The organism is Emergencia sp. 1XD21-10 (assembly GCF_009936045.1).
GTDB classification, from domain to species: domain Bacteria; phylum Bacillota; class Clostridia; order Peptostreptococcales; family Anaerovoracaceae; genus Senimuribacter; species Senimuribacter intestinalis.
The window spans coordinates 63,757-90,193 of the sequence record NZ_QWEQ01000016.1 but is presented as its reverse complement, the minus strand read 5'-3'; the positions used below and the strand labels follow the sequence as shown (position 1 = coordinate 90,193).

At 44.7% G+C, this 26,437-nt stretch carries 34 protein-coding genes and 1 pseudogene; all 35 read right to left on the bottom strand.

Annotation, left to right across the window (positions count from 1 at the left end):
• Window positions 1–63: 63 nt before the first annotated feature.
• Entirely contained in the window at window positions 64–222 is a 159-nt protein-coding gene (locus D1151_RS11265; protein WP_207708624.1) for a hypothetical protein, read from the bottom strand.
• A 6-nt stretch (window positions 223–228) separates the two neighbouring features.
• Entirely contained in the window at window positions 229–381 is a 153-nt protein-coding gene (locus D1151_RS11260) for a hypothetical protein (protein WP_161908955.1), read from the bottom strand.
• Window positions 378–1,700 (bottom strand): hypothetical protein, encoded by a 1,323-nt coding sequence (locus D1151_RS11255; protein ID WP_161908954.1) that lies wholly within the window; start codon window positions 1,698–1,700, stop codon window positions 378–380. The genes D1151_RS11260 and D1151_RS11255 overlap by 4 nt, the downstream gene beginning before the upstream one ends.
• Window positions 1,701–1,702: 2 nt before the next feature.
• Window positions 1,703–2,665, bottom strand: a complete 963-nt coding sequence (locus tag D1151_RS16675; RefSeq protein WP_202620421.1) for a hypothetical protein — start codon at window positions 2,663–2,665, stop codon at window positions 1,703–1,705.
• Window positions 2,665–3,222 carry a putative phage tail protein gene (locus D1151_RS11250; protein WP_161908953.1) on the bottom strand — a complete coding sequence of 186 codons (558 nt, stop codon included), beginning with the start codon at window positions 3,220–3,222 and terminating at the stop codon, window positions 2,665–2,667. The genes D1151_RS16675 and D1151_RS11250 overlap by 1 nt, the downstream gene beginning before the upstream one ends.
• Window positions 3,215–4,276, bottom strand: a complete 1,062-nt coding sequence (locus D1151_RS11245) for a baseplate J/gp47 family protein (protein WP_161908952.1) — start codon at window positions 4,274–4,276, stop codon at window positions 3,215–3,217. Before D1151_RS11245 ends, D1151_RS11250 begins: the two co-directional genes overlap by 8 nt.
• Window positions 4,269–4,691 (bottom strand): DUF2634 domain-containing protein, encoded by a 423-nt coding sequence (locus D1151_RS11240; protein ID WP_161908951.1) that lies wholly within the window; start codon window positions 4,689–4,691, stop codon window positions 4,269–4,271. The genes D1151_RS11245 and D1151_RS11240 overlap by 8 nt, the downstream gene beginning before the upstream one ends.
• Window positions 4,692–5,000, bottom strand: coding sequence for a DUF2577 domain-containing protein (locus tag D1151_RS11235; RefSeq protein ID WP_161908950.1), 309 nt, complete (start codon window positions 4,998–5,000; stop codon window positions 4,692–4,694).
• A gap of 1 nt (window position 5,001) precedes the next feature.
• Window positions 5,002–6,522 carry a CHAP domain-containing protein gene (locus tag D1151_RS11230; protein WP_161908949.1) on the bottom strand — a complete coding sequence of 507 codons (1,521 nt, stop codon included), beginning with the start codon at window positions 6,520–6,522 and terminating at the stop codon, window positions 5,002–5,004.
• Window positions 6,523–6,526: 4 nt separating this feature from the next.
• Complete coding sequence (locus D1151_RS11225; RefSeq protein WP_243151209.1) at window positions 6,527–7,240, bottom strand: LysM peptidoglycan-binding domain-containing protein; 714 nt, start codon at window positions 7,238–7,240, stop codon at window positions 6,527–6,529.
• Window positions 7,241–9,157 carry a tape measure protein gene (locus D1151_RS11220; protein WP_161908948.1) on the bottom strand — a complete coding sequence of 639 codons (1,917 nt, stop codon included), beginning with the start codon at window positions 9,155–9,157 and terminating at the stop codon, window positions 7,241–7,243.
• Window positions 9,158–9,339: 182 nt separating this feature from the next.
• Entirely contained in the window at window positions 9,340–9,768 is a 429-nt protein-coding gene (locus D1151_RS11215) for a hypothetical protein (RefSeq protein ID WP_161908947.1), read from the bottom strand.
• Between the two features lie 11 nt (window positions 9,769–9,779).
• Window positions 9,780–10,241 (bottom strand): annotated as a pseudogene (locus D1151_RS11210) (phage tail tube protein).
• A 31-nt stretch (window positions 10,242–10,272) separates the two neighbouring features.
• Window positions 10,273–11,577, bottom strand: coding sequence for a phage tail sheath family protein (locus tag D1151_RS11205; RefSeq protein WP_161908946.1), 1,305 nt, complete (start codon window positions 11,575–11,577; stop codon window positions 10,273–10,275).
• Window positions 11,578–11,760 (bottom strand): hypothetical protein, encoded by a 183-nt coding sequence (locus tag D1151_RS11200; RefSeq protein WP_160202457.1) that lies wholly within the window; start codon window positions 11,758–11,760, stop codon window positions 11,578–11,580.
• Between the two features lie 3 nt (window positions 11,761–11,763).
• Window positions 11,764–12,189 carry a DUF6838 family protein gene (locus tag D1151_RS11195; protein ID WP_201759585.1) on the bottom strand — a complete coding sequence of 142 codons (426 nt, stop codon included), beginning with the start codon at window positions 12,187–12,189 and terminating at the stop codon, window positions 11,764–11,766.
• On the bottom strand, window positions 12,186–12,656 hold the full coding sequence (locus D1151_RS11190; RefSeq protein ID WP_160202456.1) for an HK97 gp10 family phage protein: 471 nt from the start codon (window positions 12,654–12,656) through the stop codon (window positions 12,186–12,188). The genes D1151_RS11195 and D1151_RS11190 overlap by 4 nt, the downstream gene beginning before the upstream one ends.
• Window positions 12,656–13,030 (bottom strand): hypothetical protein, encoded by a 375-nt coding sequence (locus D1151_RS11185; RefSeq protein ID WP_160202455.1) that lies wholly within the window; start codon window positions 13,028–13,030, stop codon window positions 12,656–12,658. The genes D1151_RS11190 and D1151_RS11185 overlap by 1 nt, the downstream gene beginning before the upstream one ends.
• Window positions 13,006–13,401 (bottom strand): hypothetical protein, encoded by a 396-nt coding sequence (locus D1151_RS11180; protein ID WP_160202454.1) that lies wholly within the window; start codon window positions 13,399–13,401, stop codon window positions 13,006–13,008. Before D1151_RS11180 ends, D1151_RS11185 begins: the two co-directional genes overlap by 25 nt.
• The gene (locus D1151_RS11175) at window positions 13,358–13,579 is read right to left on the bottom strand and encodes a hypothetical protein (RefSeq protein ID WP_160202453.1); all 222 of its coding nucleotides are present in this window, start codon (window positions 13,577–13,579) and stop codon (window positions 13,358–13,360) included. Before D1151_RS11175 ends, D1151_RS11180 begins: the two co-directional genes overlap by 44 nt.
• Before the next feature lie 10 nt (window positions 13,580–13,589).
• Entirely contained in the window at window positions 13,590–14,468 is an 879-nt protein-coding gene (locus D1151_RS11170; protein ID WP_160202452.1) for a N4-gp56 family major capsid protein, read from the bottom strand.
• Between the two features lie 17 nt (window positions 14,469–14,485).
• Window positions 14,486–15,088, bottom strand: a complete 603-nt coding sequence (locus tag D1151_RS11165; protein WP_160202451.1) for a phage scaffolding protein — start codon at window positions 15,086–15,088, stop codon at window positions 14,486–14,488.
• A 161-nt stretch (window positions 15,089–15,249) separates the two neighbouring features.
• Window positions 15,250–15,429 carry a hypothetical protein gene (locus D1151_RS11160; RefSeq protein ID WP_160202450.1) on the bottom strand — a complete coding sequence of 60 codons (180 nt, stop codon included), beginning with the start codon at window positions 15,427–15,429 and terminating at the stop codon, window positions 15,250–15,252.
• Window positions 15,426–17,027 (bottom strand): minor capsid protein, encoded by a 1,602-nt coding sequence (locus D1151_RS11155; protein WP_161908945.1) that lies wholly within the window; start codon window positions 17,025–17,027, stop codon window positions 15,426–15,428. Before D1151_RS11155 ends, D1151_RS11160 begins: the two co-directional genes overlap by 4 nt.
• On the bottom strand, window positions 17,017–18,471 hold the full coding sequence (locus tag D1151_RS11150; RefSeq protein ID WP_243151208.1) for a phage portal protein: 1,455 nt from the start codon (window positions 18,469–18,471) through the stop codon (window positions 17,017–17,019). The genes D1151_RS11155 and D1151_RS11150 overlap by 11 nt, the downstream gene beginning before the upstream one ends.
• A gap of 13 nt (window positions 18,472–18,484) precedes the next feature.
• Window positions 18,485–19,723: a PBSX family phage terminase large subunit gene (locus tag D1151_RS11145; protein ID WP_306770893.1), complete on the bottom strand. Its 1,239-nt coding sequence runs from the start codon at window positions 19,721–19,723 to the stop codon at window positions 18,485–18,487.
• Complete coding sequence (locus D1151_RS11140) at window positions 19,713–20,153, bottom strand: terminase small subunit (protein ID WP_160202448.1); 441 nt, start codon at window positions 20,151–20,153, stop codon at window positions 19,713–19,715. The genes D1151_RS11145 and D1151_RS11140 overlap by 11 nt, the downstream gene beginning before the upstream one ends.
• A gap of 69 nt (window positions 20,154–20,222) precedes the next feature.
• Window positions 20,223–20,441 (bottom strand): hypothetical protein, encoded by a 219-nt coding sequence (locus D1151_RS11135; protein WP_160202447.1) that lies wholly within the window; start codon window positions 20,439–20,441, stop codon window positions 20,223–20,225.
• Between the two features lie 245 nt (window positions 20,442–20,686).
• Entirely contained in the window at window positions 20,687–21,094 is a 408-nt protein-coding gene (locus D1151_RS11130) for a sigma factor-like helix-turn-helix DNA-binding protein (protein WP_160202446.1), read from the bottom strand.
• 25 nt (window positions 21,095–21,119) lie between these two features.
• Window positions 21,120–21,341, bottom strand: a complete 222-nt coding sequence (locus D1151_RS11125; protein ID WP_160202445.1) for a hypothetical protein — start codon at window positions 21,339–21,341, stop codon at window positions 21,120–21,122.
• Window positions 21,328–21,606: a hypothetical protein gene (locus tag D1151_RS11120; RefSeq protein WP_160202444.1), complete on the bottom strand. Its 279-nt coding sequence runs from the start codon at window positions 21,604–21,606 to the stop codon at window positions 21,328–21,330. Before D1151_RS11120 ends, D1151_RS11125 begins: the two co-directional genes overlap by 14 nt.
• The gene (locus D1151_RS11115; RefSeq protein WP_161908944.1) at window positions 21,566–22,033 is read right to left on the bottom strand and encodes a DUF4406 domain-containing protein; all 468 of its coding nucleotides are present in this window, start codon (window positions 22,031–22,033) and stop codon (window positions 21,566–21,568) included. The genes D1151_RS11120 and D1151_RS11115 overlap by 41 nt, the downstream gene beginning before the upstream one ends.
• Window positions 22,030–23,424: a DEAD/DEAH box helicase gene (locus tag D1151_RS11110; RefSeq protein ID WP_160202442.1), complete on the bottom strand. Its 1,395-nt coding sequence runs from the start codon at window positions 23,422–23,424 to the stop codon at window positions 22,030–22,032. The genes D1151_RS11115 and D1151_RS11110 overlap by 4 nt, the downstream gene beginning before the upstream one ends.
• 3 nt (window positions 23,425–23,427) lie before the next feature.
• Window positions 23,428–23,751, bottom strand: coding sequence for a VRR-NUC domain-containing protein (locus tag D1151_RS11105; RefSeq protein ID WP_160202441.1), 324 nt, complete (start codon window positions 23,749–23,751; stop codon window positions 23,428–23,430).
• Window positions 23,752–24,043: 292 nt separating this feature from the next.
• Complete coding sequence (locus D1151_RS11100) at window positions 24,044–26,437, bottom strand: virulence-associated E family protein (protein ID WP_160202440.1); 2,394 nt, start codon at window positions 26,435–26,437, stop codon at window positions 24,044–24,046.

The window sequence follows — 26,437 nt, the reverse complement described above, 5'->3', positions numbered from 1 at the left end:
TTTTTTTTTTTTTTTTTTTTTTTTTTTTTACCCCCCCCCCCCCCCCCCCCCCAATACATAATTTTACATTTCCCCATTGATAACTCCTTCCTGCACTTGTGCGATAGTATCATTTTTTATCTGTTCCACCAGTTCGTCAGGGATGCCGTATGGATTCGGCTCTACGTAATCAGGATTTTTGTAAAATCCCTCCGTCTCTGTGTAGCAGTGTTTTGATGGCATCACACCTTATGGTATGCTATCAACTTCGTGTACACTTACATCATTTATAGCAAAATATACGTGTTTATCTGTAAGCAGTGGATAACCATTTTCCAAGTGCTCCAAAGTTTCGCCTGTTTCAATAATTCTGTTACTTGTTCTGTCTGTAATTATAATCATTGTTCGCCTCCTATACAGTAATACACTTTACCTTTTGATGTTTTGGTTGCATCGGATTTTGTTACACCGTTTATAAATTCACAAGATTTTACTATCCCCTCTAAATCCGACATTACAAATAATGTAACCCCTTTTGCATTACCCACAATACAAATATGATCTTCTGATATTTCAGTGTCACATTTTTTTCCCTTGACAGGGTAGATGTGTGTAATTCTATCTGGCTCCAAGGCGGTTAAGTTATTGCCGTCTATAACAAACGTGCTGCATCGGAAATCATATTGGGAGATATTTGTTATTATCGACACTACGTTATTATAAAATCTCGAAACTGCAAATAACGAAGAACTTGCTGATACGAGTTTAGAATCCTCCCAAGTAATCGTATCTTGCGAAATCGTTCCCAACCGTACATACGCATTGTAACTATTTGATTGCAATTTGTCTATCACTACAAGTCTATTCGAGTTCAAAATATAGATATTATATATTAATCCAGAAACATTTAATCTTTTAGTTACGTCATATGACAAAATGCCTGTTTGTACATCTACATACATCAATCTAAGCTGACTACTGACATTTGCTGTAGTAGCTGTAGACGCATTTAATAAAATAGTAGTAGACGCCAAAAATTTTAAACTCCAACTTCTAGTTTCACTATACGCCGATGAACTCTCTATGTATACGTTGCTCAACTCTGTAAGACCGTCAGACTCCACACTGTATATGCGTGCATATTTATAATAGGTGTAACTGCTTATAAACTGCGAGAAGTACTGCGCAATTGCTACCCTCTGCGTTTCATTATCGTAATCTGCCGCTAGTACCTGACCTTTTTCTATTATTTGAGTGGCGCTTTGCAAAGTGAGAATTCCTGATATTGATACACTGAATGCATATGCGTATTGATAATGTATTACAATAAACGACGAATTAGACATTTTTAGTATCATTGTTGGATACATGTCATATGCTTTATTCGGGTAATTACAGTCAAACTTGTCATTATTAAGTGTGATTGTATATGTTGTCTTGTCTAATGTAGCAGTACGCACGTACAGCTTGTATGTTGTTTTATCAACATAGGCTAATACAAACAAATTTCCGTTAAGCCGTATTATTTCCACATTGCCTATATCTTCGTCCGATCCAAACCCAGGCATTTCAGTATAGTTTTTATACAAATTCAGTCCTTTGTTCACATTTTGCACAAATGTATTCGCAGGGATGTCATTAACCGTTGCATATTTTTCAGTTATAACACCATTTTTTATATTTATTCCACCACCGCCACCCATAATTTTCGCCTTTCCCATAATTAAACTCCTGTAAATCTTACGTTAATATCAATATCCGGTATTTCCAGCGCTCTAGCAATCACATATCCGTCAAATGTTTCACACTCCATAATCAAGCCAAATGCCGCCCGCTCATCTTCTGCCAGTGCTGCGGACGTGATGACTAAATCAAGCGTCGGGTTGTACGCCGCCTTCATTTCAGTGACGGTTACCTGATTAGTAAACCAGCCCTCTGCGTTCGCCTCAGTGCTCCAGCCAGCCGCCGGGATTGTCGCTGTCAGAATTTGTACTGCTCTGTCAAAAGCCTGCGACGGCGTTCCGTTTGTAAGACCGTAACGGTCAGAAGTGGCAGCGTCAATCTTGCTGTTTTGCTCTATTTCGTCCGGCAGGTTGTCCAGCGTTGCTTTGTAGGTATTAGTAAAATCATTCGTCGATAATCCCTTTCCTGTTACCTTATCCACCTTGCCGGAAAGAGCGTCATCCATCGTTTCTTTTCGTAGATACAGCGCATCCGCCTGTGATAATGTCAGCTTCCCGGCTTCGTTTACCGCAACTTCGATAGATGATGCTTTGCTAACCTTTACGACGATATTCCAGTCAATGGAATATCCTGCGGATTCCGCAGCTCCCGGCACACTTTCACCACTGATAATATCCGTCTGGGCGATGATATACAGCACTTCTCCGCCGTCTGGGTCCTCTGCATAAATGCCTACCTGATATAAGGTGTACCCTTCCGCAAGTCCGGCATTGGAAAGCATTACTGGAATCGTTGCTGTATTCTCCTCCGATAAATACACAGGTCTTAACTCAAGTGTCTGTTTTGGATCTGAAACCGCTGTCTGTTTAACAAGTTGGGTCGGATTCACCTTTCCCGCACCGCTCCTTGCTGACACAAGCCGCAGCGGTTTTTCCTGTGTCAATAGTTTCTGTTCCAGTGCCAGACCCTGTTCCGTTTTCGTTACATTATTCCACGATGCCATTATATAGCCACCTCCATAGTATAAGTTTTTGATGTGGACACCGCACAAGCATAATAACTACCAGCAATGCCAGTATGTCTATCAAATAAAGAGGAATCATACGTAAGATTGCAAGGTTTAACACGCTCCACATAATCATCTACAGCACGAAGCAGTCCTTTTGCATCCCTGTCTGTTGTTTCCGCTGCAACCCTTACTCTCACCTGCAGAAAATATTCCTCAGGAATCAGCATTATGTCAAAACCATCTTCTCCACAAAGCGCTGTAAGAGTTCTCCTCAGTGTTCGTATTGTAAACGGTCTTTGTTCAGCCATTTTACTCAGAATCGTGTCACGCCGTTCTTTTAAGGACCTATATCCTCTGTGATGGATTTGCAAAATGCCTTCCCATCGCCTGCAGCCCTCTTCACCGAGCGTCTCGATGAACTGGTTCTGCCAAATCGACTCCAGCGTTTTCCAAAGCCGCTCCGCCTGCACCTGTTCTTTATCTGTCAAAAATTTCATTTCCCGGAACTCTCGTAAAAACTCCGGAAGATATTCAATCAATTTTCTATCCATCGAGTTCCCCCACAATCGGTACTTCGGTATCCGCCATCACATAGTTACCTGATCCGCCGGCAATTGATACCCCCGTCACATCATCAACACCGGGAATGTCCAGCAGAATGCTTTCAATGCGTCCCTGCCGTACTACAAGCCCATCTGTATCCTCCCAAGTCTCACGCAAAGACTTCAAATATGTCTCCACGCTGTCCGCGAAAGAATCTTTAATGTCTTCCCAGCTATAGCCATCGGTATAGATAATCTGACAGCTGATAGGAAGCGCGACTTCTGTAGCTGACTCTACAGTAACCACATGTCCGATGGGAGCGATTCCTACGCCGCTACCATCTTTTGTTGGGTCGATAGACTCTTGCACCGCCTCGACTACCTTCGCAGGCGCTGCACGGTAATCTGCGCCCAGGATAACCAGCTTCACCGTACCACCGCCATTCCAGACCGGATATACTTTCACCCCGAAGACGTTGTCCATTTCGAGAACCTTTTCATGGTACTCCGCCTTATTTCCGCCAAACGCAACTTCGTCAAAGGACGCATAGTACCGTTCTCTCAGGTGTTCGACGTCCTCATCATCAGTGCCGGCAGTGATAATGCCAACAATCCCGATTGATTCCAAGCCCGAAACGTCTTCCAAAGGAATCACGTCGTCTACGGTGTTGTTTCCTTCACTCCCTGCTTCTTTACAGGTTAATGCAAAAAATCCATTCCCCAAATTCTCCGTAACCGTGTAGTTCAGTTCTCCAATGCTGAATTCTGTATCTATTGGAATATCAATATTTTCCGGTTCTGCTTGTGCCTTTAACACCGCAGGAATCCCCAGTCTGACAAAGATACCGCGTTCTGCGGCTCTTTTAATCAAATAATAATAGCTGGCAGTGTCCGCAAAAGTCTCTGACAGTAAGATATCCATGTCAACGTACATCTGCGCGTTTTCCAGCGCCATAGGCGCCACCGCATCATAGATTACAGAGCCTTGCCGGGTATCGATGGTTTCGTCCACCGTGTCCAGCATTTCTTCCATCAAAGATTCATAGGTTTTTTCCTCAAACATCGATTTCCACCTCCTCTACTTCAATTTCTTCACCGTCTACGCAGGTCGCTGTTAGCGACAAATATAACTTTCCTCTCTGCAGCTTTTCCTCCGTAAAGGTCACTGACTCAAATCTATCGTCGGCGAGTATGCCCTCTCTGATACTGTCCCTTACTTCAGACTGCACCAGCGGCGGTTGCTCACCGATTAAATCCACCAAAGCGCAGCCGTAGTTTTCATCGTAAATCAGATACTCTTCCGCTTCTGTCATGATGATTTTCTTGATGGCCTGCTTTCTTGCTGTCATCTCATCGACAAGTCCAGCAATTCGCAGGTTCTCAAAATCCAGCTGATAGGTCTTATCGGGAATCACGCCCTCTTCAAAATCGTTTTCCTGTTCTTCGTCCAGTTCGTATGCATCAGGATTTGGAATCATTTATACCACCACCTTATCAATCACCAAGTAGCGCTGACCGCCTGCCTGACGAATCATCACTGCAGTGTCGCCTTTTTTCATCGCATTATGCACCGTGGCTTTCACTCTACCAAAGCCGCCGGAAAGAGTGATTTCTGTCTCGTAGTCTGAAACATTTCTTCCCAAAATCAAAAAATCCTCAGACAGCGTCAGCTTCTGAGAAACTTTTATCTTTAATGGTTTTACCGAAATCACAGTTCCGGTAATAATATCACAAGGCTTTCCTGCAGCCACAGCCTCTGCTGCTATCTGCTTAATTAGTTGTGTCATGTTAGTAGCTGCTATCGAAATCACCTCCACTTAGTTCTAAGTCCATGGTATGCTGGCCAGCAGAAAACTCATGGGTCACTTTGTCCACCAGAAGATAGTTAGACACCTTCACATCGTAAATCGTCATTAGCACCGGAAGTAGACACCCTGCACGCACCCTCGTCGAGCCGAAAGCACCAGATATCTTAAGCGTCCGCGCGACTTTGTTGTACATCTTCAGGAGAACTTTTCCCTTTAGTTTTGCTACCTTTGGATCATCAATCTTCTCAAAGTACTGCAAAAGTCCCCACTTGTTGATTGATTTGGAGGACTTGCTGACATATAGGTCCAGGCTGCCGGTTTCTTCATTTTCATAGGCAAGTTTAATTTGATTGTATACCCCGTCGTCAATAGATCTGGTGTAGTTATAATCCTGGCCAGTTTCGCTGTCGATAAGGACGTTGACTTTCCACGGCTCCCTGAGCCTGAGCTTTCCAAACTCATCATACAATGTATAGATTTTCCCTGTGCTCATCAATGTTTCATCAAGACTGTTTCCCACAATGTCAAAGAGCGTCATGTTGTCATCGATTCGGCTGAACGCCATTTTCGTATTGGCAAGGGTTCCTGCCTGCAAACCAAAATCCTTTGCAATCATTCTGATGAGCTGCGTCGTCGTTTTTTTCTTGTACATGTATGTATCTTTGTTCTTGAAGTACCGCAGCTGGTCGTACACCGTCACATCAAGGCTGCCGTCCTTTTGCGGTTTCAACGTAAAGATAAAGCCAAAAAAGAAATTCGTGCTGCCTACTTTCAGCGTAACAGCATCACCGTTATAGATTTTCCGCTTGTTATCTTGGATTGTTGTAAAGGTCAGTTTACCAGGTGCGTTCTTACGCTCCCAGACTACCTTCATTCCATCTTTTACAGGCATTTCATAGTATTTATCGTTGTGCTTAACAATCAGCTGTATTTTGACCGTATGAACCTTTACTGAGGATATTTCATACTCCTTAACCTCCTGGCTGACCTTCTTGTCCAGCTTCTCCTGCTGCGCCAGCACTTGTTTCAGGTATTTTAATTCCTCAGCTGAATCCTTTTTCTTACCGTCTTTTTTCGTACCCGAAGAAGTGATATGCTCATGCACGAGCCCAAAGCCTGTTACGTAAGAATTGCTCAAAGCATACTGCCGGCGCGCCACACTGTTTGTGGTATTCCCCTCAATAGTGTGCAGCGTCTGACCACTGACTTTCTCTACAATGCCTACATGGTTGCCGCCGCCGAAGAAGACGATATCATTTCGCTTTGGAGTATAAGAACCGCGCCCTTTGTACCTGCCCTTGTTCTTGAACCAGTTCATTCCGGTTGGCACATAGGCAAACTTCGGTACAACTGAGGTCTTAACTCCGGCTTGATTCGCACACCAGCTGACAAACATGGCGCACCACGGTCCTTGTGTCCCATACCATTTACCGTATTTGGTGTTGCTCTCTGAGGCTTTATACCCAAGCTCACCCTTTGCCACATCAATTAAGTCAGACATAACATCACCCCTTTGGTATAGTCAGCTTTGTTCCCGGAAAAATCCAGTGCCCTGTGGCGCTGGAAGCATAGCCGTGTTTCTTAGCTGTCTTTTCAATGGTAGATTTATTGGCATTGTAAATGGTCTTCCACTTACTGCCGCTGCCTAAAAACTTCTTGGCAATCGCCCAAAGGGTATCCCCGGACTTCACCGTGTAGCTGCTGCCCTTATTTTTCTTTGAGCTGCTTTTCTTCGACTCTTTCTTTGTCACTTTTGATTTTGACGATTTTTTATCTTTCTTCACTTTGATTGTCGTCACACCATATTCCCGGTACTCCTTCAGCTCAATGGAGACTTTCACATCAAAGCCTTCCTTTGCATCCTCGGTGACAGTGTAGCTTTCAAGCGTCACATCTAGGGACGTATCAAAGAGACTGTTTCCTTGCGGATCCGTCCTAAGCAGTTTGAACTTAAAAGGCTTTTTCTTCGCCTTCAGGCTTTCAAATTTTTCTAAGAAATAGGACGGTGTCCGAAAGATCCCGTCCTTATACAGTGCAAAGGGATAAGCACAATTTGGCAGCAGCACCTCAAAACTGACGTCTGTCAGCTTGTTTGGCTTAATCTGATTTACTTCAGCCTCGTTAATTAAGCTGATGGTCTGATTACCGCCTTTTACTTTTATCTGCACTTTTTCCGGCGTCACCGGCATGAGTATCTTATCCAGATAGAGATAATACATTTAGTGCACCCCCTCTGCAGTTGAAATCATTTCTTCCTCCAGCTTACCCTTCAGTTTGGCTACGATGCCGTCGATATCGTCATCAGAATTGATGTTATTGTTGTTTGTCATGTCGATTTTGATTTCGGTTGCTGTGTAGCGGTTAATCGCCTTTTCGGCAGCATAGTCACGGATATATTTCAGGTTTGCATTGGTGATATCGAGAGCATCGGCGATTTTATCAGTATTGGCAGCGGTTTTATCTGCTGCACTGAGTATACCTTCTGTCGTCTCATCATTACCGCCACCAAAGAGATTTGACCCTTTGCCATAACCCCAGTTCCACGCATCGGAATAGTCAAAGCGATAATCAATATTTGGAGCTTCTCTGTCCAGTGTTATTGCCTTATCATTTTTACCCCAGGAAATAACACTCTTCTGCAGATCATTTAAGCCATCTGTCCAGTTTGTGCCGAAAATCGCATCAATAATTGTTGTCACGATTTTTCCTAATGACAGAAACCAAGATATAATTTGTCCAATGAGATTTGCAACGGCTCCTCCAAAGCTGTCAAATCCACCGTCTACGACATTTAAAATCCATTCCACAATTCCAATAAACGGTTCAACAAAAGCCCAAACAGCTTGCAAAATTCCATTAATTGTTCCAATCGCAATATTTCCTATGAGAGCTCCTGCTACTGCGACTGTTCCAACGATGAGCCCCGTTGCGCTGATAGATTTTCCAGTCACTTTATTAATCATCGCTACCAGTGCGTACAACATGGCAATCAGCAGAATGATTCCGCCGACAACCCACGTTATTGGACAGGCAAGCAGTGCTGCATTAAGTCCGTATTGAGCAGCTGTTTCTGCAAATGTTGCTTCGGTTCTCAGCATTTGTGCTGCAGCGCAAATACTTGTCCACGTAGATGAAATTGCAGCCACCGCATTATACGCCAAATGTGCCGCAACTAATCCTCCAATTGCGGCAGCTATGCCTAGCACAATAGGCTGTAAAAAATCCCAGTTCTGTGCAAGAAAACTAATCACGCTAAGTAGCGGCTGCGTGGCAGCAATCAGTTTATTGCACGTCAGTGTCCAAACCTGTGCCCAGGTCATCGGCATACTCTCAAATTGTGCATTGATGTCTTCCGTTGCACCCAGCATTGCTTGCTTGACTATGTCAGCAGTAATCTGACCTTCTGATGCCATTTCTCTGATTTCTCCGATTGGTACGCCCAAATAATCCGCAATGGTCTGAATAACATTCGGCGCCGATTCAAATACAGCATTTAACTCTTCGCCACGAAGTACGCCGGAACCCAGCGCCTGCGTCAACTGCAACGATGCTGACGCCATTTCCTGTTGGCTGGCGCCGGCAACAACAAACATCTTGCTCAAGTTTTCCGCAAACTGAATTGTTTCATCATTGGAAGAAAACGCATCTGGCGCCCTCTGCCCCAGTTTCGCTATGATATCCGCCTGCGTTAAGAACGAGGCTCTTGAGCGATTTGCTGATTCCATGATTTTGTTCTGCAATTCTGCCGTTGTTTGCAGTCCGTCATTCATCAGATTCAGTCGCGCAGTAGTCTGAGTCACTTCATCGGAAAGGGCTACTAAGCGTTTGACTCCCTGTATTCCTGCATAGGCGGAAACAAATCCCATCACTTTTCCCGTAAGAGAATCAAAGGCATTCTCAGTCTGCCGCACAGGAGCCGGAATACGACCTGCAGCATTTGCCATTTCTTCAAGTTTTACATTCAGCATATCGCATTCCTGCTGCGCTGCCCTGAGTGCCCCAGAATCAAGTCCACCAGATAATTGCCCATCTACCGAACCAAGGGAGCCAATTACACGAGAAAGGGCAGTATTAATATTGCGAAGACCTGCTGTCATATTGTCATTCAGGTACATTTGTGTCATAATTGTAGCCATCTTTTATACTCTCTTTCTCTTTGCTTTTTCTGTCGCCTTTTTCTCGCTCTCCGCCCGTAGCTCAATAGATGCGATTACAAAGGCTTTTTCCCGCCTGCCCATCTGTAAATATTCCGACGGTCTTATATGCAGTTCCTGGAGGCAATGGTGTGCAAACACTGCATCACTATCGCCTCCCTCAATTAGTTTTTTGCTTCGTCCACGTCTTCCTGCATCGATGTAAATCCGTTAAAGTCATTGATAAACTCAACGAATCTGTTGTATTCACCAGATGTTGGAATCATCTCCTTAATCAGTTCGATATCGCTACTAACACCGTAGGAATCCTGCAGTTTCTTGTCGTGCAGATTTGGATAGACCACCGATGCACAAATGACTTTTGCTTTCAGCTTTGATTGGTTTACTTTTGTTCTATATAGCCCCGGCTTTCCGGTCACCTGCACTTCATAGGAGCATTCATCTACAATTGCATCGTTCATCGATGTTGTAATTGGTCGAATTTCCCAGAGTAGTGCCTTTCCGTCTTCGTCAACCAGACTTTCCGTCGCCGGATAAGTTGTATTTTCTTTTTTAATCTGATTTTGTTTCATAAACCTTGAAAATTCACTCATATACTGCCTCCTTAAGCCATCATGCCGTCAAGTATTTTAAATTCCTCCGGCATGCTGAAATCATCAAATGTAAAGTCAAATGTCTCATCCAGGTATTCTCCATCCGCATCGAATTTGGCAAGAATAATGCTGTCAAAATTGCAGTCGGTGAGAACTACGGTTTGTTTTCCAGCAGCCGATGTTGGGTCCTCGTTAGAAATCTAGATATCAAAGTAGATATCTTCTCCGGTTTCTTTGTAGTGCTTTGCGATTTTCCGGAAAATGGACGTGTTGAAATGGAAAGTCGCAGAACCGATTCCCTTCCAACCTGTGGTTTTATTGCCTTTTCCCGGTCTCCCTAAAATAGGAACTTCTGTTTTTGTTCTTTCGATTTTTGCTTCTAGGTTAAGTGCCTGCATGAAATTGTACCGATCGCTGCCGATTGTTACATAGCACTCTGCCATCGCCGCCTGAATTGCGTCTTTGCCGCGCATTCTGATATTGTTAATCGCCATCGTTTACCTCCTATACTACTTTTACTGTCATGTACAGCTTTTCCATCGCTCCAATGACGGTAATCTGTTGTGACACCAAGACGGATTTTTTAGATTCTCCCGGACCCACTATGATATCTGCATCGGTAAAGCCTTCGATTGCCCTGATATCATTCAGCAGTTTTCGGGATTTTACAAGATCATTCCACAAACTGATTCTTCCCGCTTCATCATTTGGCACCTTACCAAGATACTTGGTGTTAAACAGCACTGCGTCATCATTTGCAATCTGGTCGATAACTCTGATGGTCTGATTGTCCGCAAAGAGTTCACCTTTCTCATTCTCAAAAGAAACGAAAGAATTGATGTCCTGCAATACTCTGACTGCTGCACCTGCTCTGTGGAATGTAAACTGCCCTTCCTTAATTGCACCAGCAAGCTGTGTCTGTGTATAATCACAATCAATGGTAAACTCTCCATCATACGTTCTGTTTGTGTTGGATGCATTCACCGCGCAGCCCGCAGCAGCCCCAGTCACCCAGTAAACGGCAGATTCCTCTGGCCAGTTCGCATCCGTTGTCACATTCTTTACGTTAATCACACCTTCAAAATCCGCCGGCGCGTTGTGCATAACCAGCTGGAACTTCACGCCTATTTCATCGCGCATGCGCTTCACATAGTTCGTGCAAAGTTTCTTTGTTTTCTCATCGTTGGTAACAATACCCATCACATTAAAGCTGTAACTTTCAGCCTTGTCCAAATAACTCTGATAAGTATCTCCTGTTATATCTCCGTTCGTCCCGCCGGTTAAAGATGTCCCTGCTGTTTCTGCTAGCGCAGCGTCCTTTTTCCAGACGAAAAATTCATCGTCTTTCAGTTCGCTTGCTGCTGCGACAGTCTGTGTGCTCAGCTTTGAAGTGCCCATATAGCCGGACACGTCAAACTTGTCCGTATCGTCGACATTCTTAGTAATGATCACTTTCAGGTCATTGCCTCGCACACCGCTGTACTTTGCAGTAGCATAACTGCACGCTGCCTTTTCCCCACTATTCAGTCTGTAAGCATACAAAACTTTCGCATAAGCAAATAAGTCCCGCAAACCTTTCAGCTTCTCGTGGGTATAATCATATCCAAAGATAGAAAGAGACCGATTCTGAAAATCTTCTGCTGTCACCTCAAAAATTTCTCCATCGGGTCCCCAGTCCAGTTCCAACGGCATACTTGCATAGCCTCTTTCGCTCAGTCTTGCATCAGCTGCAGCAACAGAGATAAAATTGATATACGCGCCCGGAAGCACCTTATCCTGCGCAGTCCAAATTCCTCCGCCAAATGCCATTTACTTCACCTTCCTTTTCAAAAATTCTGCAAGCCTTGTCTGTGCCTCTGCGATGGTAATTGACTCGCCATCCTCAATCAGCACAGCTAAAGCATCTTTTCTGTTATCAAAATAGCCGGAAGTAAGCAGGGCTTCTTTTGTAAAAACCTCCTGCGTCTCCGGTGCTTTCTTCTTTACTGTCATCTTTTATCCTTTCACCTCTGTTTCGGTTCCTTCGAATACTTCCATAGTCGCTTCGGTGTTTGCCACGTAGCTAAAGTAGTTATAACTTACCGTAAAGGTAAGCACATCGTCAGGAATTTCAGCATTCATATCTGTGCCTCTCATAAGATTCCCGTCTACGGTAATCAGTTCCAAACAGGAGAATAATCTCTCTGCTACAGCTGCGCATTCTGTTCGGGGTTCCTCCGCATCAGTTAAAAACTGGATTGCAAACTGATTTTCGTGATAATACCGCCTACCACGAAACAGTTTTGTTCCTGGGCTAATACAAAGTACAAAAAAACAAGGCTCTTTCATGCCCTGTTTCACGCTTTCAGTATAGAGAGTGTATTCCTCACCAAATTCTTCGCTGATAGCGGCAAGGATACCGTTAATAATCTGTTCAATCATCGCAGCGCTGCCTCCACTAACCTTTGAATTTTTCTTTCCAATTTTGGAAACCCATTACGCTGTACCTCCTCAACAGAGAATTTCATTATATGGTGACCCGGAGCCCAGCCGCCGTTTACAGTTCGGTGTCCGTACTCCACATAGCTAGCGTATTCGATAGGATTTTCAATTTCCAATGCTATCAGATTTCCACTCCGATAAACTCTTGACGTCCAGTTTTTTTTCAAAGTGCTGCCATTATTTCCGTTCGTCTTACGCATCCCCTTATGATGCAGTTTGCCTTCACAAACATAAGCCTTGCCGTCATACCTGCCCACCGGTGTGCGCTTAATGGCTGTCGCAAGCAATAATGCCGCAGTCTGTTTCGCTAAAACTTCAATATTGGCATTCATATTGTTCGCCAAAGTTTCCATCTTCTGCTGAAACGCTTCAAGTTCCGAAAAATCACATCCGCCGTTTCGTCCCATTACGTCCATCCTTTCCACAAATCAAGCATGATTTCCTGATGAGTCGCATACACTGCCGGCTGTCCGCTTCGGCAATAATCCTGCGTCACACCATTTTGAGTAACTGTGATTTTACTGCCTGGGGCAACTTCAATTTCCGGCGCCAAAAATAGCTTGATAACCTGCTGCTTGCTGGTGCCAGTTTCTGTCTTCTCTGCCGCTGGTGCACTGCTATAGGAAAGTCTGCACGGCTCATCTTCCAGCAAGATAATCTCACGATGTCCCGTTGCTTTGTTTGGTTTCATGTAGGGCTCGTAAATTGTAATGGTGCAGGTGCCTTCGTAGAGCAGCTCGATGGCTTTTCTTCTCTTTACCAGCGCAATCTTCTGAAGCATAGCAGCTCATCCTTTCCTGTCTCACTGAGTCGTTTTAGCAGTATTTGAAACTTTGCATCGTCTGATAATGCGTTATCAAATGAAATGCTGACATCGCCTTCACTGACAGATGCCAGCGCTTCACCGAGATCCAGTGATTCCAAATTCAGCAACCCAAAGCTATATTTTGTTTCGAGAAAGTCACTACAGACCCAATCAATATGCACATATTCAAGTTCCTGCGGAACTTTTGGCTGATTGCATTCATTTCTAATGGACTGTGCCACTTTTTCAATTCCAAATGCAAGAGCAAGAGAATCCTCTTCAGTGACTTCGTATCCAAAAGTCTTAAGCCTTTCCTTTACCTTTTCCAGTAGGTCCACTCTTATCACCGACTTTCTTATCTTCCTCCGGCACCGGTGCGTCTTCTGGAGAAACTACATTCTGAGCATTGTTAGCCTCTTGAGAACTATCATTCGCAGCCTCGTTAGGGGTTACATCCAAATCCATTGGTTTTTCAAGCTCGGAAGTTCTCGTTAAACGATCCTGTTTATGTCTTCTTAATAGCATTCTTCATCACCTACGCTTTAAACTTCGCCAAAACAACCTTAGAATCATTGGATAAGACCGCAGTGTAATGTTCATCCGCAGAAATTACAGTGGTCTTTGCGAGAATATCTCTGTCATCTTCCATCATTACATCCCTCTTCATGTAAATTGTTAATGCCGGAGCCTCTTCTTCAACACCATCTGCGGTAGGGTCTTCGTTAGGGTCTTTAGCATCTACTACTACAATCGGGTTTTTATAAACGCCATCTTCACCTAGTACAATTTTCTTAGATGGAACAACCTGACAGCCTGCAATGGATCCGATTGTTCCCGTCATAATAACATCCATCGGATATTTGTTTCTGTCCTTGAAGTTATCATCAAGTCTCAGTGTAGTTACCTGTTTCGGATTTACAAAAATAATTTTATTAGTCGGTGTATCCGATTCATCTTCAAATAAGTCAACCGCCTTTACAACGCCATCATAGCTGATTGCTGCTGCTGAGCCGTCATAAATCAGGCTTGCACTTGCTAATGCATCGTAGCAATCATTATCTACCTTTGCTGCGATAGCTTTTGTCAGCTGACTGGTTGCTTCTCCTACCGGATCGCCATAGCCGGAAAGTACTGCCTCGTCCGTAAGTTCTACTGCCTTTCCTGCTTTCTTTACAGTCGCTTGTGTAGTGCTGGTAGTCAACACGGTTGTGCCCATTGCCACGCCTTCCGCTACGTCCTCTGCATCACCAATGTACGCATATTTCGGTACTGTGATGGTATTTCCCGGCTGACCTTTCAGTGTGTTGTCAATTCCCGCAATCGGTGAGAATTTGATTTTCTTCGGCAGCTTCGCGGAAACCATCGCTGCCATAACCTCCGGATTGATTAAGTTCGTCAATTTTGTCTGAGCCATAATATTTCCTCTCTTTCTTATTCTCCCGCTGTCCCTGCGAGAGCCTCATATGTTTCTTTGTCGGTATTGTAGAGATTCAGCCTTTCTTTGTAAGACATCTTATCAAACCCCTTCTTTGTGATTGGTGTTGGTTTACCATCACCCGGTTCTCCCGGAATAGCCCCTCTAATGTTGGGCTTGCTTTTCTTCTCCTCTTCAAAGAGGAATTTGCTATCATCAGCACTTCTTAAAGTCTTAATCTGAGCATCTAGTCCTTTGATTGTACCGTCATCAAGAAGCTCCGCTTTATCCAAGTCCTTTAGTAACGCCTTAACTGCAGTTAGGTTCTTCGCTTTCGCTCCCGTTAAGGCTTTTTCAATCGCAGCATCTACTTTGATTGCCTGATTATCCTTCTGTAACTGCTCAATGGTTTTCTTTAGATCCTCAGCACTTCCTACGGACTTTTTCAGCTCATCCAGCTGCTTATCACGATTAGAAACGGTATTCTTTAAGTCATCACGCTCTTTCGTAATCTTTTCCAGCTCTCCTTTTGCTGCCTCGATATCTTTTCCATTTTCTTCCATAATTTTGTCAATCACGTCTTTCTCCAAGCCTAAATCTTCCAAATACTTTCTCTTCATTTCTTTTTTCCTCCTACGTTTTTTACGGGTTCACTTCCCTCGGCTGGACACTTTTACGCCTTATCCAGGGCAATATAATTTCAATCCCCGCCTAAAAGACGACAATATAAAAGGACCACCGCTTTGGTAGTCCTTAATAAACTTTTTATTTTTCTCTTCCCTCACTCTTCTGGTTCAAAATTAACCGTTTCACTGCACCGACTATCTTTATCTGTTCTAAAAACAAATTCTAAAGGTATTCCGTCCGGAAACGCCCCACAAGTGTATTTTTTATTAGAATCATCAACCTTCTCATCATGATTAAAATGTTTACAGTCTGCACATATTGAAACTACTATCATCGTTTCCACCTCATAACATAAAGTTCCACTAAAAGCTTCGCGCCATCTGGCACAGCTTCACCATTTTTTATTCGTACAAAAGCTTCCGCAATAGATTCCGCTCCATCTCGACAGCTTTCATTATATGCTGAAATCCCAGAAACATACATTTTCCGTATCTGTCTTTCCATCTCTCTGAATGCCTCCCAAGTTTGGCACTCCTGAAAGGTCATACAATGAGCAGCTTCGTGGTAAATTAAGTCTTCTAAACTTTTTCCCGCAAGAAGTCCTTTCTGGTAGTTTCTATTATAAATCCTGTCGTTTAAAGCGTCAAGGCTTTCATTCCAGTCATACTTACTGTTAATCACAAGTTGAGTCTTAAAATCCTGCCCAGTGCTCATTGGGGCAAATTGCAGTGGCACTTTACCAAAATACGAAAGATCCTTGTAAGCAACCTCGTCAATTCTCACATTATACTCAGACTGTACTTTGTTGATGGCTTGCTCTATTCCCTTCTTTATGTCTTCCGATAAGCCCTTATCTTCCACCATGTCACTCGGTAATTTTATATTTTTTATGACATTTTGTGATTTCCACTCAGGATACGTCATATCTCCCGGCACCTGATAGGTCTTCCCGTCTTCACCTCGTGCTGCTCTCATCTCGCCTACGGTAAACTCATCGTCAAAATACGGGCAAGTGGTTGACCTGCACGAAACATGAAAGGGCTGCGCTGTAACTCCGGGTTCATACTGACTCATCGGGAAGTGTTTGCCGTTAAGCTGTTGACAAATCTCCGATGTATGAGAATCCAGCGTCGCTACAATCTCATACTCTTCCACACCCAGCTCATTAAATGCGTCTTTCTGCGCTGCAGCACTAAAAAAGGCCTGCTCTGTCATTACGAGCCGGCCAGCTTGCACTTTTGCATTCTTGAAGCGCTTATCCACGTATTTACTTAAATTCTTGACAGCCTCATCAGGACCTTTGCCCAAGATGCATGCCCGGGTCAGTTCGCTATGAAGGTCGTACACCATTTGATTCTTCGCCTGCCAAATACGGTCAGAGAAATTCCTTCCGTCTGCCGCCCAAGGCTTAGAAATCAGTTTTGACAGTTTTTTCTCGTCGATTGACGAGATATTCCACCCTACGCCTAAACCTCGCTGTAGCTCAAAGGCAGACCGATAATAACCCTCTTCATAGACCTTCCTTGCCATAGTATCTACATCGTCAAGGTAATTTCCAAAAGCTTTCTCCGCGGACTGCTGCACCTTTATCTTCAGTGCCTCCAATCTGCTTATGTGAAACTTTGCGGAAGCGTTTTCAAGCTCCTTTACCCACTGCTGATTGATAGCGTTTTCTTTGCCGTACTTTATGTATTCCTCAACAGTCCACTTGAATTCCTCCAGTTGTCCAGCGTCAAGCAGCTTTCTAGCATTTTTCATGCTAATTTCGTTGTTCTTGGCAATGCGATAAATCCAGGTTTCAATATCAGCATTGATTTCCCTGAGGGCTTTGTCAAAATACGGTTGCACACCTCTGTAGGTTTCTTCACCGTATTTTCCGAGTGCCTCTTCAAGGATTTCGAATCGCTTCTGCCAGTAAGCACTATTCTTCATCACCATCACCACCAGGGTCATTTATGCTGCCAAAAGCGCCTGCATATTGCTCCATCTGCTTTTGCCGCTCTTTTTCCAGCAGTTCGAGTTCTTTCTGTGGATCCGACACCCACGGGTGATTTGCGACCAAGGTTTCTTTCGACAAAATACCCTCGCTGCCGCTAATGTTTTGAATCGTCGTAGACTCATCCATCGGCATATCTGTATTGAATACGATTTCTACATTTTCACCCTCGAAGTCTCCTTGTCCGGTATTTGCCAAATGGAGATTTATAAAATAAAGGAGTTCCTCCATTGCTGCCTGAAACTCTGTTTCCATGTCCGCTGCATCCAAATCGATATCGTTATACATACTCTGTATATTCATCTGGTTCGGAGTACCAGACATTCGCTCGTCCTTCGCATCAAAACCCATGCAGTTTTCTATAATCGCTTTCTTGAAAATCTCAATTATCGCTTTGTAGTTCTCCGCATTGACCTCCACCTGCAATGTTCTAACATCGCCTTCTTTTCCTTCCACGGTTCTAACTTTAACAGCGCCATAGGTTGCTAAATTCTGGCGAAACTCGCCCAAGTTTTCTCCGTCGTAGTTAACCAGCACGAGGATTGTATTTCTCATATCCTCCTGCATGTTATCTTGAAAGTTTGATAAAATTGTGTTCAGTCCGTCCTGCAGAGATTTACAATTTGCAATCAATGGTAGTTCTTCATCATTGTAGCGAAAAGGTACAAAAGGCAGCTTTTCCCAATTGTATGTTTCATTTCCAATTACAAAGTAATTCTCGTGATACGGGGCGCAGGATACCATTTGTCCGCTGTGATACTCAAAATAGTCAATACCATTTCTCGTATAATACTCCACTTTCGTTATCTTCTCTTCTTTCCGACCGTCAAAGGAGTTTACTTCATAAACTCTGATGACGTACTCAAGCTGCGTATGATCAACATCGGACCACCCTGGAATAATCTCAAAAGGTCTAAACCTCTTCAAACACAATTCTCCGGATTCTGTATAGTGCAGGTAAATCCACCCTATGCCACAGTTTAATGCATCTTTCGTCACACTCTTTAACTGCTTAAAAAACTGCTTATTGAAGAACTGCATTAACAAGTCTACATAACTATCATTTTCGCACTGCACAGAAAATGGCTTTCCAACGAGATAGTTGGTCTTCTGTTTTACCATCTTTTTGTACTGATTGTCTACCTGCTTTGCATTCGGTAAGTTCTCAAGCGTCTCCAGCTTACCGCCTACTCCTACTGCAGTCCTCTTCTTGTTCAGGATATCGTGCAGCCCCTCATAATAGTTCACGCCATCTAGCATCATTTTAAATTTTTTACTCTGGCGGAAAATCCTGATTTCGTGGGCTAAAAAAGCTGGAGTCGTCACATTGTTTCCGGCTCCCCCCGTCACGATTCTGTTTATCATATCTCTGAATATCAAAATAACACCTCACTTAATCGAAGCTGAATGTATTCGGCAGCAACAAATCGCTGACGCCATATCGCATACTGTCCATGCCATGCGAAAATTCATGATCTGGTTTGTTGGTCAGTTTTCCGTTTTTATCTTGCTCCCAGCAATAGTTTTGAATTTCACTGTAAAACTTCGCACATCTTGGATGTATCACTATCTCATAGTTTTGAATCAACTGTATTCCATGATTTACGCTGTCTTTCCCTTTCCTAGAAGGAATCGCATGGATTCCCTCTTCATTGAGCTCTGCAATGGACTTCGGCTCTGCGCTGTCGCAGATAATCCGCTGCCCGCCGTATCCCATATCTTTAATCTGCTGTGCAATCACTCTGTTTGTCACACCGGTCTGATACCATTCGTCGAAAATATAAATCCTCATCGCCGTGTTGTCTACCAATTCACAGACAAAGGCGTTCGGGTCAGTAAATCCAAAGTCCAAATTAAAAGCCGCTTTAATCCCCGGAACTTTCTTTATCTCTTCTAAATCAAAATCCTCAATCCGGAATCTGTCATAAATAAGACCTTCTGCAATACCCCAATCCCCTGCACCTTCAATTCGGTAACGCCGAGGATTCTTTTCTTTCATGCTGCGAAATATATCCCTATCAGCCTCATCAAGCCACTCGTTACATTCCCACGTTGTCGTCTTTGTGAAAGTGTTCTGATCTGGTTCATCGAAGAAGCGTTTCTTCAGCCACGAAGTCGCAGACCAGGGATTGAAGGTCATTGTAATCTGCTTGAAATATCCTTCTGGCAATTCACCACGGATAGACATATCCAGCTTATTGAAATCATCTTCGTTGGTCAGCTCGTATGCCTCTTCAATCCATACCCAGCAAAGAACTCCCGTTGGTACCGATATAGACGTAATCTTCATGCCGTCGTCTAAACCACGAAACAGTATCTTTTGTCCTGTAGGGATATACTTAATCTCCATCGGTGAAACAGTGCAATCAAAAAAACTATCAACTCCTAGTTTGTTGATAGCCCATTTTAAATCACTGAATACGCTGTCACGCAGCGTTGTTTGGTATCGTCTCACGCATAAGGCGTTGGCTAGCGGATACTGCATGATTGATTTAATCAGCCATAGCACTGTTGTTTTCGATTTCTTGGAACCTCGGGACCCTTTGCAAATGCGATACCTCTTTTTCGTGTTCCAAAAGTCGCCATATCCGGCGCCGATCAGGTCCAGCATACTGACATCTTTACGCATCATCTGGCACGTCGTCCTTTATTACGATTGGAACAGTCCCAACGCTGATATTATCTTTGAAAATGCCATATCGCTTACCCAGCAATTCAGCTGCCTTTAGCCGTTCTTTCTCAGAAGGTTCTTTCGTCATTGTTTTGGCTTCGCTCATGCCATCTCCGAGTCCCTCGATTACGATTTCGGTAGACAGGCTTTCACCGCGCAGAACAGAAGTCAGATATTTTAAAATTTCATCCTGGCTTGCAATCAATTCTGACTCTTTCGCTGCCATACGCTGCTCTATATATGCTTTGATTGTAGTAATTTGTAGTAGTTTAGACGCATTTGTGTTTGCGTACTTCTTAGAATATCCCGCCCTTATAGCCGCCTGCGTGGCGTTAAGGTCAATCAGGTATTCATCACAAAACCGTTGCTGTCTTGTTGTTAATTTCGCCACCGGGCTCACCTCCTTTTACTCCAAGCAAAAAGCCCCTAGATTCAAATGATTCTAAGAGCTCTTGTATCACTATAATGTTTTGATATAATCCAAAATATACTTTCTATATTCTTGAGGAATTTTCACAAATTCTCTAGGCCTCCCCTTGCACTCAAAAATAATGGCAAACGATTGTTCGCTGCTTACTCTTCCAGAATAATCTTGAGCAATTTCCTCAATCGGACCATTGCCTACAATTTTGTATCCCTCTTTTAACAAAGATTGTATTTTATCCTTCACTTGATTCATTCTTCAGTTACCTCCTTTTTCTTTTGATTATACACCTTTCGACATATTTTGCCAACAACAAAAGCGCCACTATGCAGCAGCGCTCTGTGTCAGCTATTATAAAAAAATAAGGAGATCCATAGCAAAGAGACCGCACTAGATACTGTGAATTAAGGAGTTACCTCCAATCTTTTTTTTTTGAATTCTCATTGTCTCTTTGCAGTTTATACTATATCACAGGACAAACATGCAAAACAATGATCCCCCTACAAAATCTTTTGGATAGACTTAAGCGCCCTGCCGTGTAGCTCATAGGTATTCCTCAAAGAGATATCCAGCTCAGCAGCAATTGACTCCCAGGTCTTTCGCTCTATGTATCTCGTGTGCAGAACAATACGCTGCCGTTCATATGGGACCTGCTTAATCACGCTTTCAATCTCCCGCAGCTTATGGAATGCCTGCGTGCGCTGCTCTACAATCCCTCGTTCCGCATCGGCAATCTTTACGGCCAGTTCTGCCATGCGGTCTTTTCGTCCGGAAGACTGTACACGTTCTCCATCAGCGCTGACAGTCACGCTCATCGCCAGATTCTCAAGTTCCAGCTTCTGCGCTTCAAGGATCCTGATATCCGTCAAGATATTTTGATACTGCTTTAAAAACTGCTTTGCCTCCATGCTACCTCCTTCTGCGCTGCTTTAATTACTGTTCTACGTCCCTGTAGAGATAATCCATCTTGTTTCGATAGCAGCCTTGCTGCGCTGCTCCAAACTTGCGCTGGTAGTTCTCCGGTGCAAACAAGCATAGAGTGCACATCCCATCTCTACAAAACCTTAGCAGCTGCCTGTCGTCATCGACACGGATCATGAATCCTACAATCCCCGTGTCCGCGGATTTAAAATTATCTTTTTCAAAGTTTTTCATCTGCCTGTCCTCCATTCTTCTCGTACCTGTCGCATCCGCCTGGGCGAACTTCGCAGCCTCTTGTTACTCCGGTAATTAAGAGATAATCACAGGTCTTCATGCGTGTTCCTTTACCCAAATATCTGCAGTCTTTCGGACAATCCTTAACCGGATCCTCTGCGCTACCCGCCGAAGGCGTGTTTTCTGCTCTGCGCTTCGCTCCCGAATTTACCCTGTGAGAATTTTTAGTTTCTGCACTGCGGACCGCAGAAGATCTGTCTGCCATATGCGGTGAACTCTTTGCCACATATAGGGCAAATCCTTGTTCCAACGATTCTGCTGCCGCCTCGCTTATTTTTATCTTCCTGCTTTGGCTTAGGGGGGGGACAAGCTGCTGCCTCGGCATTTAGTGCGTACTCAGGCAAAATATGCCTTGCGTGCACAACCTCTTTTCCCTTAGCCACCGCATAGCCATATTCCACACATGCCCCGGGCGATTCTTTCCATTCTGGCAATAAGCAGACGACTTCTGCCAGCTCCAGCATCTTTAACGTTATCGCCATGTAGTCATGCCACGTACAGCTGGCAGGAAGACTCAGGCAAGCCGGATTAATGGTTTCGTGACCGATTGCGGCAAGTGCTTCCTCGGCGTCTCTAAATTTTTCTTTGTATGCGGGATCTCCCGTAATTTTCCCGGCAATGTATACTCTCATTTCTGGTTCTCCTCTCGTATTTTCTTAATTCTTGCTTTCAAACTCTCCATCACCCAGTTCTGGACATCGTCCTTATGCTGCAGGGCCTCCATGACATCCTCGTCGCGGGTATCCTTGGTGATTAGGTGATGGATAATGACTTTCTCGGTTTGCCCTTGACGATGCAGCCTTTTATTGGCCTGTGAATACTGCTCATAATTCCACGTAAGTCCGAACCATACAACATGGTTTCCGCCCGCCTGCAGGTTCAGCCCATAGGCAGCAGACGCAGGGTGCGCAAGCAGGACGTCGATTTTCCGCGCATTCCAGTCAGCCTGATCCTGCGTGGTTTTAAGCTCCCTCACTCTAAGATGTTTCTGCGAGGCAAGCGCTGCCAGAATCCGGGCTTTATCATGCTGAAAGCTATAAAACACCAAAACCGGCTTGCCCTGCAATGACTCAATCAATTCCAAGAAAGTCTCAATCTTGCAGCTATGCACTTCATGAGTCTGATGGTCTTCATCGTAAACTGCGCCATTGGCCAGCTGCTGCAGCTTGTTGGAAAGGGCAGCTGCACTGGTAACAGAGATTTCCTCTTCGTCCTCCGGCAGCTCCAGTACCATCTGCCGCTCCATATCTCGGTATGCCTTTGCCGCTTTTGCATCCAGCACGACCGGCACCTCGTCGTAGATGATATCCGGAAGCTGCAGATAATCTCCCGCTTTCATGCTGACACAGATGTCCGAAATCTGATTCAGTATACTCTGCTCACTGCCAGGCTTCGCCTCATAGCTGTACACTGTGCCAGTATAGCCGAATCGGTCCGGCTGGAAGTATCGTTCCCTGAAATGGGTATACCGCTTGCCAAGGCGCTGCCCTTCGTCCAGTAAGTAAATCTGCGCCCATAGATCCGCGAGACTGTTAGGGGAAGGCGTACCAGTCAGCTCCACCATACGGTCAACGTGGCTGCTGACACCGGCAAGGGCCTTGAACCGCTTTGCGCTGTGGTTTTTAAAGCTGCTGGACTCGTCTACAACGACCATGTCAAACGGCCAATTATTCCGGTAATAGTCCACAAGCCATACAACGTTTTCTCGGTTGGTTATGTAGATGTCTGCCGGCGTGTGCAAAGCCTTAATGCGTTTTGCTGCGCTACCAAGTACCTGCGATACCCGAAGTATTTTTGTGTGCTCCCATTTGTCTTTTTCAAGGGTCCACGTGCCTTCTGCCACTTTTTTAGGGGCAATGACAAGCACCTTTCTCACTTGAAATCGGTCATACATCAGCTGCCTGATTGCAGTCAGGGTAATTACGGTTTTGCCAAGGCCCATATCCAGAAACAGCCCCAGCTTTGGGGTTTCTAAAATTTTCTCGACGCAATATCGTTGATAGTCATGTGGGCTAAACCGCATAGCTTACACCTCGCTTTCGTACTTTTTCAGCAACTTGTAAGATACCTCCTGATGTCCCAGGCTGCTGAAGAACAGAATCAGTCCGTGGACGCCGGTTACTACCCTAACGTCCTGGCCAAGTTCAGATAGCCGCATAATCTGAAGCTCCTGCAGCCGGGAAAGTTTACCGCCAGTAGCTTTTAGTTCGACGAAGATGGGCATTCGCTGCGGAAATATGACAATTCGATCTGGCACGCCATCATTTCCTGGGCTGACCCATTTATAAGCACGACCACCTAGCTTTTTCACTTCGCTGACCAGTATTTTTTCGATATCTCGCTCTTTCATTCTTGCACCAGGTTCTCCTTTCTGTAAACCTCCTCGCGTGTGCGCACGCGTATACACACCCACAAACAGGCGTATTAGGCGCATTAGGCGTTTTTGTATACTCTCTATTTTATTTATTTTTACCTTTATTAGAGAAAGTTTGTTTACATTGTTTACATATAGTTATAACTATTGATTTTTAGAGGCTTATCCCGTGAACAAGGGTGTAAACATGAATGTTTACGTTGTTTACATTACATTTTTTTCCAGTAAACAAACTTTTTTTGTTTACACCCATTGTTCACACCTTTGTTTACACTTTTTCATATCCACGCTGTGTTCCATACGGTCCATACCGCCTTCCGCTCTTATTTCGCTTCCAGCCATTTAACCTCGTTAAAATGGCGTTTATCTCGGCGCTATCGGTGCGCTTCATGTGTTTTATATCACCGCCAAAGCACTCTACCCAAATCTCTAGTGCACACACCTTATCCCGGGGTACTAAAGTAACATCCTCCAAATTCATGCTACCTGCAAGATACATCTTTCTTGCAGATATCCCCATTTGGTTCCAGCTCTCTGGTACAGGCTGCTCCAGGAAGTCAATCACCATGCCCTCTCTTCCGGTAAATTCCCGGTGTTCATCCTGCTGGACCTGCGCCAGTGCCTCAACCTCTGGATCCAGGAAGAGCTCTTCGCCTAACAGATAGTACGCATAGCTCTCAGCCCATATTTGGTCAACTTCCTCCGGCAAATCCCGCCAAACAGACTTTGTCGGTGCATGCAGTCCCGCATCTACCGGCCAAAACCGGCGGTTTCCCGTGTGATCTTTTAAAAACTCACTGTCATTAGACGTGCCGAAGAAAACGCACCTGCGGGGATACTTTTTCGTCTGACGGCCATAGGCAGCCCGGTATATATCATCTGTCTTTGAAAGAAATTGTTTGATTACCTGAGTCTCCTGCCTCGTGAAAGCCGTCAGCTCCCCGATTTCATTAATCCAGGTGCCCTGGATCAGCTCCGCTGCATCTTTTCCCTCAAATGTCGTTAAACTGTCTGAAAACCAATCCTTTCCCAGCAGTCTTAAAAAAGTACTTTTTCCGATGCCCTGCGGCCCGGTGATAATAGGCATATAGTCATACTTTATCCCACCGTTTACCGCACGCGCTACCGCTGCACACAGTGACTTTCTCATGACTGCTCTGGTATAGGCATTATTTTCAGTCCCTAGATAATCAGGTAGCAGTGTATCAAGACGTTTCTTTCCGTCCCAGTTCAAACCGTCGAGGTATTCCTTAACAGCATTAATTTTATTTGCGCTGCTCACGATTAAAAGTGCATTGTCCAGCTTTTCTTTCCCCGTGATGCCGTAAAACAGCTCCATGTAGTTATAGAATCCTGCGTAGTCCACGTCTTCCCAGCGTCGTCTTTCGTTGCGGCTATCCCACGGAACTTTTCCCATCACAAGGCCGCAGCTTGCAAATTCATCTGTGGCGATCTTTCCCGCCAGCAGTGGGTCATGCTCCAGTATCGTTACAGCATTATTGATGGTCTTTTCAAATCTTCCGTTGCCGTCTCTAGTCAGCCTTTTAATCCAATCAAGATTTTCTTCCTCTGTCGCCTCTTGCGGCGCACCAAAGGCTTCTCTTGCTTGTTTGATACGTTCCTGTGTCATCAGCTGGCTTACAGCTTCATCTTCCAGCGCCAGCTGGCTCATGGCCGTAAATGACGGCATTCTATTTGCCGGCGTACCATCTTTTGCCTCAGCGTCTCTGTCTCCAAACTTATGTAGTCTTACTAGGTCAAAGGCATTCACCAGCTGACCGCTGCAAGGATCCGTTGCATGATGTGAATACAGAAACAAATCGTCGTCATAAAGGATTGCGCCGCCCACAGTGGAGCCCCCTGTGTAGGTATATCTGCCGGTTATCGCAGTTTCTTCGTAAAGCCCGGGGATGAAAGTTTCCATTGCCTGGGTGATGGTATAACACCTGCAGAATGCCCCGATAACGCCGCGCTTTCCCAGCGGGTTTTCCTGTCTTGCTACCCGACGTTTTTCTATCGCTTCACTGCCCGGAACCTGTGGCCAAGAAGTAACATCTTGCCAGTTTTCATACATGGCCAAAAGTCCATCAAGACTGCAGAACGGCTTATCGTAAGCCTCACAAATATAGGCGCTGTCTGCACAGCAGCTTGGCCAATACATCAGCCGGCTGCCTTCAAACGTGGTCGGATCACAAAATTCAATGCCAATAATAGCCGCTGCTTTTCTTGCCGCTGGTTCATATTCGTCCGCTGTCGCAGTGCGGTCAAGCGGAATAATCACCCGGAGTCTTGGCGCATAACCTGCGTGCTTCCTTGTACTGTAAACGGCAGCCGCGCAGCCAAGCCCTGCTACCCGGCGCAGGATATTATCAGTCTCGCCTGCGGGAATGTTATCCATATCAAGCGTCAGTAGGTCGCGTCCTATGAGGTTCGATGCCTTTCGTCTGTCTCCAGAAAATATCCCGCCTACAAAGCCGCCAACATCCTTTAGTTCATCTTGCTTTGACTTCGCAAACTTTAGATACTCCTCTAAGGTTTCCGGTCCTCTGACTGGTGTTTTTAAGCGGGTAATAAATTCTGACCAATACATATCCGCTGCAGGCCAGTAGGAGGTCTTCCTGCTAGCGCCCAAGCTGATTTGTATTTTTTTATCGTTTTGCAT

Excerpts from the sequence above, each read along its gene's own strand:
- D1151_RS11235 (WP_161908950.1), bottom strand. The coding sequence starts at position 5,000 with ATGACACAACTAATTAAGCAGATAGCAGCAGAGGCTGTGGCTGCAGGA.
- D1151_RS11245 (WP_161908952.1), bottom strand. The coding sequence starts at position 4,276 with ATGTTTGAGGAAAAAACCTATGAATCTTTGATGGAAGAAATGCTGGAC.
- D1151_RS11260 (WP_161908955.1), bottom strand. The coding sequence starts at position 381 with ATGATTATAATTACAGACAGAACAAGTAACAGAATTATTGAAACAGGC.
- D1151_RS11175 (WP_160202453.1), bottom strand. The coding sequence starts at position 13,579 with ATGCTATTAAGAAGACATAAACAGGATCGTTTAACGAGAACTTCCGAG.
- D1151_RS11215 (WP_161908947.1), bottom strand. The coding sequence starts at position 9,768 with ATGAGTGAATTTTCAAGGTTTATGAAACAAAATCAGATTAAAAAAGAA.
- D1151_RS11225 (WP_243151209.1), bottom strand. The coding sequence starts at position 7,240 with ATGTATTATCTCTATCTGGATAAGATACTCATGCCGGTGACGCCGGAA.
- D1151_RS11155 (WP_161908945.1), bottom strand. The coding sequence starts at position 17,027 with ATGAAGAATAGTGCTTACTGGCAGAAGCGATTCGAAATCCTTGAAGAG.
- D1151_RS11185 (WP_160202455.1), bottom strand. The coding sequence starts at position 13,030 with ATGCTTCAGAAGATTGCGCTGGTAAAGAGAAGAAAAGCCATCGAGCTG.
- D1151_RS11110 (WP_160202442.1), bottom strand. The coding sequence starts at position 23,424 with ATGCGGTTTAGCCCACATGACTATCAACGATATTGCGTCGAGAAAATT.
- D1151_RS11195 (WP_201759585.1), bottom strand. The coding sequence starts at position 12,189 with ATGATTGAACAGATTATTAACGGTATCCTTGCCGCTATCAGCGAAGAA.
- D1151_RS11230 (WP_161908949.1), bottom strand. The coding sequence starts at position 6,522 with ATGTCTGACTTAATTGATGTGGCAAAGGGTGAGCTTGGGTATAAAGCC.
- D1151_RS11105 (WP_160202441.1), bottom strand. The coding sequence starts at position 23,751 with ATGAAAGAGCGAGATATCGAAAAAATACTGGTCAGCGAAGTGAAAAAG.
- D1151_RS11115 (WP_161908944.1), bottom strand. The coding sequence starts at position 22,033 with ATGAGAGTATACATTGCCGGGAAAATTACGGGAGATCCCGCATACAAA.
- D1151_RS11165 (WP_160202451.1), bottom strand. The coding sequence starts at position 15,088 with ATGAAGAGAAAGTATTTGGAAGATTTAGGCTTGGAGAAAGACGTGATT.
- D1151_RS11240 (WP_161908951.1), bottom strand. The coding sequence starts at position 4,691 with ATGATTCCAAATCCTGATGCATACGAACTGGACGAAGAACAGGAAAAC.
- D1151_RS11130 (WP_160202446.1), bottom strand. The coding sequence starts at position 21,094 with ATGGAGGCAAAGCAGTTTTTAAAGCAGTATCAAAATATCTTGACGGAT.
- D1151_RS11160 (WP_160202450.1), bottom strand. The coding sequence starts at position 15,429 with ATGATAGTAGTTTCAATATGTGCAGACTGTAAACATTTTAATCATGAT.
- D1151_RS11255 (WP_161908954.1), bottom strand. The coding sequence starts at position 1,700 with ATGGGAAAGGCGAAAATTATGGGTGGCGGTGGTGGAATAAATATAAAA.
- D1151_RS11125 (WP_160202445.1), bottom strand. The coding sequence starts at position 21,341 with ATGAAAAACTTTGAAAAAGATAATTTTAAATCCGCGGACACGGGGATT.
- D1151_RS11250 (WP_161908953.1), bottom strand. The coding sequence starts at position 3,222 with ATGGATAGAAAATTGATTGAATATCTTCCGGAGTTTTTACGAGAGTTC.
- D1151_RS11200 (WP_160202457.1), bottom strand. The coding sequence starts at position 11,760 with ATGACAGTAAAGAAGAAAGCACCGGAGACGCAGGAGGTTTTTACAAAA.
- D1151_RS11205 (WP_161908946.1), bottom strand. The coding sequence starts at position 11,577 with ATGGCATTTGGCGGAGGAATTTGGACTGCGCAGGATAAGGTGCTTCCG.
- D1151_RS11220 (WP_161908948.1), bottom strand. The coding sequence starts at position 9,157 with ATGGCTACAATTATGACACAAATGTACCTGAATGACAATATGACAGCA.
- D1151_RS16675 (WP_202620421.1), bottom strand. The coding sequence starts at position 2,665 with ATGGCATCGTGGAATAATGTAACGAAAACGGAACAGGGTCTGGCACTG.
- D1151_RS11170 (WP_160202452.1), bottom strand. The coding sequence starts at position 14,468 with ATGGCTCAGACAAAATTGACGAACTTAATCAATCCGGAGGTTATGGCA.
- D1151_RS11135 (WP_160202447.1), bottom strand. The coding sequence starts at position 20,441 with ATGAATCAAGTGAAGGATAAAATACAATCTTTGTTAAAAGAGGGATAC.
- D1151_RS11190 (WP_160202456.1), bottom strand. The coding sequence starts at position 12,656 with ATGGGACGAAACGGCGGATGTGATTTTTCGGAACTTGAAGCGTTTCAG.
- D1151_RS11265 (WP_207708624.1), bottom strand. The coding sequence starts at position 222 with ATGCCATCAAAACACTGCTACACAGAGACGGAGGGATTTTACAAAAAT.
- D1151_RS11120 (WP_160202444.1), bottom strand. The coding sequence starts at position 21,606 with ATGGCAGACAGATCTTCTGCGGTCCGCAGTGCAGAAACTAAAAATTCT.
- D1151_RS11145 (WP_306770893.1), bottom strand. The coding sequence starts at position 19,723 with ATGATGCGTAAAGATGTCAGTATGCTGGACCTGATCGGCGCCGGATAT.
- D1151_RS11100 (WP_160202440.1), bottom strand. The coding sequence starts at position 26,437 with ATGCAAAACGATAAAAAAATACAAATCAGCTTGGGCGCTAGCAGGAAG.